9 protein-coding genes are annotated in these 9,473 nt (G+C 30.5%); 5 read left to right on the top strand and 4 right to left on the bottom strand.

What is annotated here, in order from left to right; all coding sequences use genetic code 11:
- The 4 genes from ABY298_RS12685 to ABY298_RS12700 all read left to right on the top strand — a co-directional run.
- The coding region (locus tag ABY298_RS12685; RefSeq protein ID WP_372746430.1) for a YjjG family noncanonical pyrimidine nucleotidase at positions 1 to 672 on the top strand (672 nt) is incomplete at its 5' end.
- A 34-nt stretch (positions 673 to 706) separates the two neighbouring features.
- Positions 707 to 1,258 (top strand): hypothetical protein, encoded by a 552-nt coding sequence (locus ABY298_RS12690; protein ID WP_372746431.1) that lies wholly within the window; start codon positions 707 to 709, stop codon positions 1,256 to 1,258.
- Positions 1,255 to 2,625 (top strand): DUF5723 family protein, encoded by a 1,371-nt coding sequence (locus ABY298_RS12695; protein ID WP_372746432.1) that lies wholly within the window; start codon positions 1,255 to 1,257, stop codon positions 2,623 to 2,625. The genes ABY298_RS12690 and ABY298_RS12695 overlap by 4 nt, the downstream gene beginning before the upstream one ends.
- Positions 2,626 to 2,663: 38 nt before the next feature.
- Complete coding sequence (locus ABY298_RS12700) at positions 2,664 to 3,596, top strand: hypothetical protein (RefSeq protein WP_372746433.1); 933 nt, start codon at positions 2,664 to 2,666, stop codon at positions 3,594 to 3,596.
- Here ABY298_RS12700 and ABY298_RS12705 read toward each other — a convergent pair.
- Positions 3,593 to 4,867, bottom strand: coding sequence for a replication-associated recombination protein A (locus ABY298_RS12705; protein ID WP_372746434.1), 1,275 nt, complete (start codon positions 4,865 to 4,867; stop codon positions 3,593 to 3,595). The two genes, ABY298_RS12700 and ABY298_RS12705, sit on opposite strands and share 4 nt — an antisense overlap.
- A gap of 179 nt (positions 4,868 to 5,046) precedes the next feature.
- Between ABY298_RS12705 and ABY298_RS12710 the strand changes: the two genes are divergently transcribed.
- Complete coding sequence (locus tag ABY298_RS12710) at positions 5,047 to 5,733, top strand: rhomboid family intramembrane serine protease (protein ID WP_372746435.1); 687 nt, start codon at positions 5,047 to 5,049, stop codon at positions 5,731 to 5,733.
- A 180-nt stretch (positions 5,734 to 5,913) separates the two neighbouring features.
- Here ABY298_RS12710 and rlmB read toward each other — a convergent pair whose 3' ends face one another.
- The 3 genes from rlmB to ABY298_RS12725 form a co-directional block, all read right to left on the bottom strand.
- Positions 5,914 to 6,657: a 23S rRNA (guanosine(2251)-2'-O)-methyltransferase RlmB gene (gene rlmB / locus ABY298_RS12715; RefSeq protein ID WP_372746436.1), complete on the bottom strand. Its 744-nt coding sequence runs from the start codon at positions 6,655 to 6,657 to the stop codon at positions 5,914 to 5,916.
- 107 nt (positions 6,658 to 6,764) lie between these two features.
- Positions 6,765 to 8,135: a RagB/SusD family nutrient uptake outer membrane protein gene (locus ABY298_RS12720; RefSeq protein ID WP_372746437.1), complete on the bottom strand. Its 1,371-nt coding sequence runs from the start codon at positions 8,133 to 8,135 to the stop codon at positions 6,765 to 6,767.
- A gap of 6 nt (positions 8,136 to 8,141) precedes the next feature.
- On the bottom strand, positions 8,142 to 9,473 hold a 1,332-nt coding region (locus ABY298_RS12725), incomplete at its 5' end, for a TonB-dependent receptor domain-containing protein (RefSeq protein ID WP_372746438.1).

Here is a 9,473-nt window from a genome sequence, read left to right on the forward strand (position 1 = left end):
AAACACATTTTTTTCGATTTAGATCACACACTTTGGGATTTTGAAACCAATTCAGATATAGCATTTACGGCAATATTTAAAAAATACCAGGTAAATGCCAATATGGATAAATTTCTGAATTATTATAGAGGTATTAATGAAAATTATTGGAAACTTTATAGAGAAGAAAAAATTACTAAAGAAGAGTTAAGAATTGGCAGACTAAGAGATGCTTTTGCTAAAATAAAGTACAAAGCAGATTTAGAGTTAATAGATAATTTAGCAATAGACTACATAGAATATTTACCAAAAAACAACAAACTTTTTGATGGAGCTCTTGAAATTTTAGAGCATTTAAAACCAAATTATAAAATGCATATAATAACCAATGGTTTTAATGAAGTTCAGTTCAAAAAAATTGAAAATTCAGGGTTAAGCTCCTATTTCGATAAAATAATTACATCAGAAGAAGTTGGCGTTAAAAAGCCAAACCCACTAATTTTTAATTATGCTCTAAAAGCTACAAATGCTCATTTTTCAGAATCCATAATGATTGGAGATAATTGGGAAGCCGATATTATGGGTGCTAAAAATGCTGGTTTAGATGTTATTTTTTGTAATTTTAATGCCAAACCTGTAAGTGAAAGTGTAAAGTCGGTAACTAATTTAATACAGATAAAACACTACTTATAAGTACTATAACTTTAAATTAAACGTTTTAAGCTGTATGAAAATCCCTAAATACATATTTATAATTATTGTTACCTTTTTGCTGCAAAGTTGTGCAAAAGATGTAGATTTTGATCAAATAGATGATGCTTCAATTGAAACATCTTATAAAGCAACGCTGGTTTATTTTGATTTAGAACCTATTAAATTTTTAGATGATTATAATCAAGAAATTATTTGGACAAGCGATTATGTAGCTGCTAATATAAATGATGCTTCTCGTGATTATCTTGAAAGAGTAGAATTTACAGTGGTAACAGAAAATTCTTTTGATAGAAGTTTTGTAATACAAGTTATTTTTTATGATGAAAACGGTTCGCCAATTTATCAGTTAAATCCATCAATTTACATCGAGGCAAATAGTGGTAAAACAACTACTATAATTGAAATTCCACAAACTGAAATAGATATTGTTTACAGTGCAAAATATTTTGGTTTTAGCATTACAATGTCCAACAGTGGCGATGGAACAGTACTTTCTGGTGATGAAGACTATAAATTAAACTTACAATCGTCTGTAGAACTTTTTTTTAATTTCAGAAAAATATGAGAAAAATAACCATTCTTTTCTGTTTTGTAAGTATAATTATATCTGCACAAAATAAACAAATACTGTACGATTTTGCCAAACTTCCTCAAACATTGTTATTAAATCCAGGTGCCGAGGTTTCCAATAAATTTCATGTTGGTGTTCCCTTGCTTTCTCAAGTATCATTCAATGCTGGTTTTACAGGTTTTTCGGCGTATGATGTTTTTGCAGATAATGGAGTTCATATTAACGATAAAATTAAAGCTGTTGTTAATAATTTTAATACGGCAGAATTTGCCATGGTAAATGAGCAATTAGACGTAATTAATGCAGGTTTTATGCTTCCTAATAAATCGTATTTAAGCTTTGGATATTATCAAGAATTCGATTTTTTATCTAAAATTCCCAAAGATTTAGTGGATTTGTTTTACAATGGTAACGGTGTTAATAATGAAAAATATAGCATAAACAAACTTTCGGCAAGAGCCGAGTTGCTGGGGGTTTTTCATATAGGTTTATCAAAAAAAATACGTGAAGATTTACAAGTAGGAGCAAGGGCTAAAATTTATTCAGGAGCATTTAATGCTAGTTCAAAAAACAATTCAGGAACATTATATACTACCGAAGGAACCAATAATTTATACGTTCATCATTTACAAAACGTTCATATTTTAGGGCAAACATCTGGTGTAATTTTAGACGATTATGATGTTGTAGATCCAGCGTATATTCAAAAAAAATTATTACTTGGCGGTAATCTAGGTTTGGGAATTGATGTTGGTTTTACATATCACCCAAAAGAACAATGGGAAATTACCGGAAGTATGTTAGATTTAGGCTTTATAAACAACACACAAAACACAGAATCTTATAGTATTGATGGTGATTATAGTGTTGAAGGATTACAATTGTATTTTGATCCAGACAATCCTGAAGATTACTGGACTAATTTACAAGATGAGTTTGAAGAAAATGTAGTTACAGATACCATTTATTCAAATTATATATCATTGCGCCCACTTAAAATGTATGGAGCCGTTACGTATTCTTTTGGGCGAGATTATGATGATTGTCGTTTTTTATTAGATGCCAATTCATACAATAATAAAGTAGGTTTTCAGCTTTTTTCAACTCTTGGTGCGGTACATAGCTATATGGCGGCAACTGTTTTTTTCGAAAAAAAACTAACAAAAAAATTAAACACAAAAATAACGTATACTGTAGATCCGTTTAGTTACGCTAATATTGGTGTAGGTTTATCTACCCAATTAGGTTGGTTTAATGCGTATATAGTAGCCGATAATTTGTTAAATCTTTCAAATATTTACAATAGTAAAAGCGCTTCTATGCAATTAGGACTAAACATTATCGTTAATCATAAAAATTAGTACTTTTACAATTCACATATTTATTAATAAAAAATACAATGATTAAAAATATCTCACTAATAATTTGCGCTTTAACATTTTTTGTAACGCAAAGTTATGCTCAAAAAAATAATTTGAACACCTACAAATATATTATTGTGCCTGTTCAATATGAATTTCAAAAAACAGAAGATGCTTATCAGATAAACTCTTTAACTAAGTTTTTATTTAATAGAGCTGGTTTTAATGTTTTTTTATCCAATGAAAAATTTCCTGAAGATGCAGCAAAAAATGCTTGTACCACTTTAAAAGCTATTGTAGTAAATAAATCTAGTTTATTAAGCACAAAAATGCAGATTAAATTGGTAGATTGTTTTAATAACGATGTTTACATTACTGAAGAGGCAACTTCTAGAATTAAAGATTATAAAAGAGCATATCATGAAGCTATAAGAGAAGCTTTTGTTGAATTGGAAGAATTAAATTATAAGTTTCAAGAACCAGTTTCTGAAGTTGCTCAAGCAGAAAAAGTAGTTGAAAGTTCGCCAAGCAGACCAATAGTGAAAGAAGTTGTTGAAGCTGTTGATGATATTCAACCTAAAAAAGAAACAGTTACAGAAACTAAAGTTGAAGAAATAAAAGTTGTAGATGAACAAGTAGAAAAGGTAACAGAAAAAAAGAAATCTATAACCAAACCTATACAAGAAGAAATAAAAGAAATTGACATAAAACCAACTAAATTATCTATTGAAGGTAACTACGATGTTGAAAAATGGGGAGTTTGTACCATTTCAAAAAATGAAGACGGCTATTCTTTTAAAGGAGGCGATGAAAATTTTGAATTTGCAGTACTTTACAAAACATCAAAACCACATATGTTTATTATTAAATATGCTGCTTTTAAACAGCCACAATTAGTAGAATTAGATGGTAATGGTAATTTAAAAGTTGACACTGAAAACGGTGTAAAAATCTATAAAAAAGTAAATTAGTAATTATATTTACTTTTCCATAATTTCTTTAAAAACTCACGAATACTATATTCTCTGGTATTATTTCCCGGATTGTATAGTTTCGTGTTTTTTATTTCATCGGGTAAAAACTCTTGTTCAGCAAAGTTGTTTTCAAAGCTATGTGCATATTTGTAATTTTTACCGTAGTCTAATTCTTTCATTAATTTAGTAGGCGCATTTCTTAAATGTAACGGAACCGATAAATCTCCAGTTTCTCGTACCAAGGCTTGAGCCATACCAATAGCTTCATAACTTGCATTACTTTTTGCAGAAGTAGCTAAATAAATTGCACACTGACTTAAAATAATACGTGATTCTGGAAACCCAATTGTTGTTACTGCCTGAAACGTATTGTTAGCCATTATTAAAGCAGTTGGGTTAGCATTTCCAATATCTTCACTTGCTAAAATTAACAAGCGTCTTGCAATAAATTTTGGATCTTCACCGCCTTCAATCATTCTTGCCAACCAATAAACAGCGCCATTTGGGTCACTTCCACGAATAGATTTTATAAAAGCCGAAACAATATCGTAATGTTGTTCGCCAGTTTTATCATACATTACTGTATTTTTCTGAATTTTAGAAAGTACAAGATCGTTTGTAATTGTAATAGGTTCATCTTCACTATTTACAACCAATTCAAAAATATTCAATAATTTTCGTGCATCTCCGCCAGAAATTCGTAACAAAGCTTCAGTTTCTTTTATGGTAATATCTTTTTTAGCAATTACACCATCGGTGTGCATAGCACGTTCTAAAAGAGCCTCTAAATCAGTTTTGCTAAAAGAATTTAAAATATATACTTGGCAACGCGATAAAAGAGCGGGAATTACTTCAAAACTTGGATTTTCAGTAGTTGCACCAATTAAAGTAACCCAACCTTTTTCAACCGCACCCAATAAAGAATCTTGCTGAGATTTACTAAATCTATGAATCTCATCAATAAATAAAATAGGATTTTTAGTTGTAAATAAACCACCACTTTGCTTGGCTTTATCAATAACATCACGCACATCTTTAACACCAGAATTTATAGCACTTAAACTGTAAAATGGACGTTTAGATTCTTGCGCAATAATATTGGCCAAAGTAGTTTTACCAATACCAGGAGGTCCCCAAAATATTAACGACGGAATAATTCCACGTTTAATATGCTGGGTTAGCGCGCCATTTTCCCCAACTAAATGTTGTTGACTAATATAATCATCTAATGTTTTTGGACGAATACGTTCTGCTAATGGTTCATTCATACTGTAAAAATAGCAATAAAAATGTTTTGGGCGTTACACTGCATTGCATTTGTGTCGGGCTATTCGTTAAATCTTTTTTATAAAAAATAAAAAAGGATACCACTGCTATCCCTAACGCAGAATTACCCAATTAATTTTTATAAATTTAACACATTAAAAAGTAAATAAGTTGTTTAATAATGTCCGAAAATCAATTCAAAGTTCGTAAGCATACGTTTTTAATACCTATAATTTGTGTTTTAGCCATTTGGTTCGTTTATTTTATTGAAATTAAATTCCGATTTAATTTTAATAAGTTTGGTGTATTTCCACGATCCTTACAAGGACTTAGAGGTATTATATTTTCACCATTTATTCATGCGGATATTAAGCACTTATTTAATAATTCCATTCCATTGTTTGTTATGCTAAGTAGCTTGTATTATTTCTATTTTAAAATAGCAAATAGAGTATTAATATATGGTGTATTTATTACCGGATTACTAACTTGGTTAATTGCGCGTCCGGCAAATCATATAGGAGCAAGCGGAGTAGTATACTTTTTGGTAAGTTTTATATTTTTCAGTGGAATTTGGCGTAAATACTATCGGTTAATAGCACTTTCTTTAGTGGTAGTTTTCCAATACGGTAGTATGGTTTGGTATTTATTGCCAGTAGAAGATAGTATCTCTTGGGAAGGACATTTAGCAGGTTTTGTAACTGGAATTGTATTTGCATATGTATTTAAAAACACTGGGCCGCAAACTGAAAAATTTGAGTATTCAACCAATGAAGAATTTGAAAGCCTATTTGATGAAAACGGAAATTATAATCCGCCAAAAGAAGATATAAAAGAAGCTATAAATGATGATGAAATAAGGAAATAGATTTTTAAATTAGATGCTTTATTAAAATTACAAGCGTTTTAAAAAAAGTAACGGTATTTTTTAAAATTTGGTTATCCTTAAAAAAATAGTTGCCCGACTTTTAAAATAAGTCGGGCAACTATTTTAAAAAGTCGGGCAACTTTTAAAATAAGTTGGGCAACTTTTGTTATAAGTAAAGTTTTATTTTAATCGTTGTCTAGTAGTTTCATATAAAATAGCACCACAAGCAACACCAACGTTTAACGATTCTATTTCTCCTAATAAAGGCAATTTAGCTTTATGTTCTACAATTTTTAAAATAGATGGGTTAATTCCACGGTCTTCAGACCCCATAATAATGGCAGTAGGAAGCGTTAAATCTATATCATAAATTAAGGTGTCGGTTTTTTCAGTAGCAGCCACAATTTGAATGTCTTCTGCTTGTAATTGAAAAACAGCATCTTTAATATGGTCTACTTTACATACAGGCACTTTAAATGCTGCTCCGGCAGATGTTTTAATTGTATCTGCGCTTACAGGTGCATTTCCTTGCTTTTGGATAATTATTCCGTCAACTCCGGTACATTCTGCAGTTCGTATAATTGCTCCAAAGTTTCTAACATCAGAAATTTTATCTAATAATAAAAATAGAGGAGTAGTGTTTTTTTCTAAAGTTTCGGTAATTAGGTCTTCTAATTCTATAAAATCTATGGCAGAAGTTTGCGCAACAACACCTTGGTGATTGCTATTTTTAGAGAGTCTGTTTAATTTTTCAACAGGTACAAAACTACTTGCAATATTGTTTTTTTTAATAAGTATATTTAGCTCTGAAAACAAATGACCGCTTAAGTCTTTTTGTAAAAATACTTTACTAATTGTTTTGCCAGAATTAATTGCTTCTATAACTGCTCTAATACCAAATATTTTCGAAACTTCGTTTTCCATGGTGCAAATGTAGCTATAATTTTATATTACTAAATAAAAAAAGCTCAGATATTAATCTGAGCTTTTTAGAATTATAATGATTTTTAAGTACTAGTTTTTATTAAATTCTAGTAACCGTCATTTTGAACCATGTTTGTGTTTGCATTTACTTCATCCTCAGGAATTGGAAAAGCAAGATCGTTACTTCCGTATGCAACACCAGATGAAGAAAAAGTTTGTTTGCTGTCTACATAATCAATTCCTTGTCCAGTTCTTAATAAATCCCAAAATCTGAAACCTTCAAAAGCAAGTTCTTTTTGTCTTTCTTTTAAAATAATAGCTTCAGAAATAGAAGTATAAGCTGTTGCGTTTCTATTTGCAGGAATCATATTTAAATAAGTAATAGCGTTAGAATCATTAAGATTAAATAAAGCCTCAGCGTAATTTAAAATAACTTCTTCGTAACGTAATAAAGATAAATTAGTATCTCCTTGTGTACTTGGAAATTTTCCAGCATTTCTATATACGTTACCTGTTATAGTAAACATACTTGAACTAATTCTAATGTCTCCAGGTTCAAATAAATTGTAATATCCTTCTAAAGCTTCAATATCACCATAGGCAGTTCCATTGTAAATTTCACCTAAACCAGTGTTACCAAGTTTATCAACATCGCTATAAGCTAATTCAAATATTGAATTTGCTGATCCGTCTGTAGACCAAGTAGACACATAGTTAGCAGTAGTTGCAATACTAAATTTAGCACTGTTAATTACATTATAAGCTGCAGTTTTAGCTGCTGTCCAGTTTTTTGTATAAATGTAAAATCTAGATTGGAAACCATAAATAGCTTCTTTAGTTATAAATTCTTTAGATGTATCTAAAGAAGAAGATATAAGCGATAAAGCAGTTGTAAAATCATCAGCAATAGCAGCTTTTACTTCAGCAACAGTATTACGTGCTGGATAAATATCATCTTTGTATTTTGTGATATAAGGAATACCTAAAGTTCCTCCAGCATGCTCTTGACCATATAATTTTAATAATTCAAAATGTACTAAAGCTCTAGCAGCATATGCTTGCGCTTTATAATGGTTAATTGTAGTTAAGTCACCTTCTAAAGATTCAGTATCTGCACCAATAATAATGTTTGCATTTGCAATTGCTTCGTATGCTCTTTGCCAAGTTTCTTCGGCATATCCATCAGTTGATATTAAATCCATTCTAGAAATGGTTATAAATCTACCAGATGAACCATTAGAATAGGCATTATCTGTTCTAGCATCTCCATAAACTAATACATCTCTTCCATAAAAACTGTCATCAGCCATATAGCTATACATACCAATTAATAAGGAGTTAAGGTCATCAGCAGAGTTTACACTCGTTTCAACAGCTTCTTCTTGAGCTAATGTTGGTTCTAAGTCATCTGTACTACAAGCTGTATAAGTTAACAACGTGGTAGTACAAATTATAAATAAATTAAATATTTTTTTCATAATCTTTTAAAAATTAAAATTAAATCCAACTGTTATTGATTTTGTTGGAGGCGAAGATAGTCTTGTAAATCCAGATGCTTGTACTTCAGGATCATATTTCAATCTGTCATCTTTCACCCATGTGAATAAATTTGTACCTCTTACATAAGCTTTAACACTTGTCATACCTATTTTTGAGCTAAATACCTCAGGGAAAGTATAACCAACAACTAAATCTTTTAATCTTATGTAATCACCGTCATATAAAAATCTTGTAGAAGTACTTGATGAGTTATTTAAAGCAGAGTCAGTACCTAATCTTGGTACATCTGTAATATCTCCAGGTTGTTGCCATCTGTCCATCATTACATCAACGTTTTGGTAATAGTATAAACCATAATATTGGTGGTATGTGTAAAATGCCCAATCTTCATAAACTTTATGTCCACCAGCGTAGTATAAGTTAGCATCTAAGTAGAAACCTTTATAATCTACGTGTGTATTTAAACCTGCAGTTAATGTAGGTAAAGCACTTCCTCCTTGGTATGCTTTTTCAGCAACAGAGTAAGTTCCAGTAGTTTCACCATCTTTACCGTTTACATACCATAATGGGTTACCTGTTGCAGGGTCTACACCAGCCCATTTTTTCATATTCCAAGAATATACTGCATGACCAACTTCTACTTTACGTGTAGATGATTCAATTACAGATTCTTCTCCTGCTGAATTAGAATTCATTTTAGTAACTTCGTTTTCTACAGTAGCTAAATTACCACCAATAGAGAAATTTAAGTCTTGAGAACGAATAACATCAAAGTTTAATTCTAACTCAATACCTTTATTAGTCATTTCACCTACGTTCTGAATTTGCTCTTCGCTACCAGTTGTAAAAGATAAAGGCACGTCTAATAATAAATCTTTAGTAGTTCTATCAAAATAAGCAAAGCTACCAGTAATTTTGTCATCTAAAAATCCGAATTCTAAACCTAAATCTAAAATTTCATTTTTCTCCCAAGTTAAATCTTTGTTTCCATAAGAACTAGTATATGAACCTGCTTGACTAGAGTAATCTGCATCATATGCTAATAATGATTGGTACTCATTTACACCATTACCAGTATTACCATTTATACCATAAGAACCTCTTAATCTTAAATTACTAAATAAGTTTGTGTCGGCCATAAAATCTTCATTGTGAATATTCCAAGCAGCACCAACAGACCAGAAGTTACCCCATCTGTTTGCTGAAGGGAATCTTGAAGATCCTTCTCTTCTGTATGTAGCGTCTAAATAATATTTGTTAGAGAAAGAATAGTTAAATAATCCTAAATAAGAACCAATCATCCAATCTGTATACGC

It is taken from the genome of Lutibacter sp. (genome assembly GCF_041596795.1).
GTDB lineage: Bacteria > Bacteroidota > Bacteroidia > Flavobacteriales > Flavobacteriaceae > Lutibacter.

Bases quoted from the DNA above. Each gene is read 5' to 3' on its own strand.
- ABY298_RS12695 (WP_372746432.1), top strand. From the start codon at position 1,255: ATGAGAAAAATAACCATTCTTTTCTGTTTTGTAAGTATAATTATATCT.
- ABY298_RS12700 (WP_372746433.1), top strand. From the start codon at position 2,664: ATGATTAAAAATATCTCACTAATAATTTGCGCTTTAACATTTTTTGTA.
- ABY298_RS12705 (WP_372746434.1), bottom strand. From the start codon at position 4,867: ATGAATGAACCATTAGCAGAACGTATTCGTCCAAAAACATTAGATGAT.
- rlmB (WP_372746436.1), bottom strand. From the start codon at position 6,657: ATGGAAAACGAAGTTTCGAAAATATTTGGTATTAGAGCAGTTATAGAA.
- ABY298_RS12720 (WP_372746437.1), bottom strand. From the start codon at position 8,135: ATGAAAAAAATATTTAATTTATTTATAATTTGTACTACCACGTTGTTA.
- ABY298_RS12690 (WP_372746431.1), top strand. From the start codon at position 707: ATGAAAATCCCTAAATACATATTTATAATTATTGTTACCTTTTTGCTG.
- ABY298_RS12710 (WP_372746435.1), top strand. From the start codon at position 5,047: ATGTCCGAAAATCAATTCAAAGTTCGTAAGCATACGTTTTTAATACCT.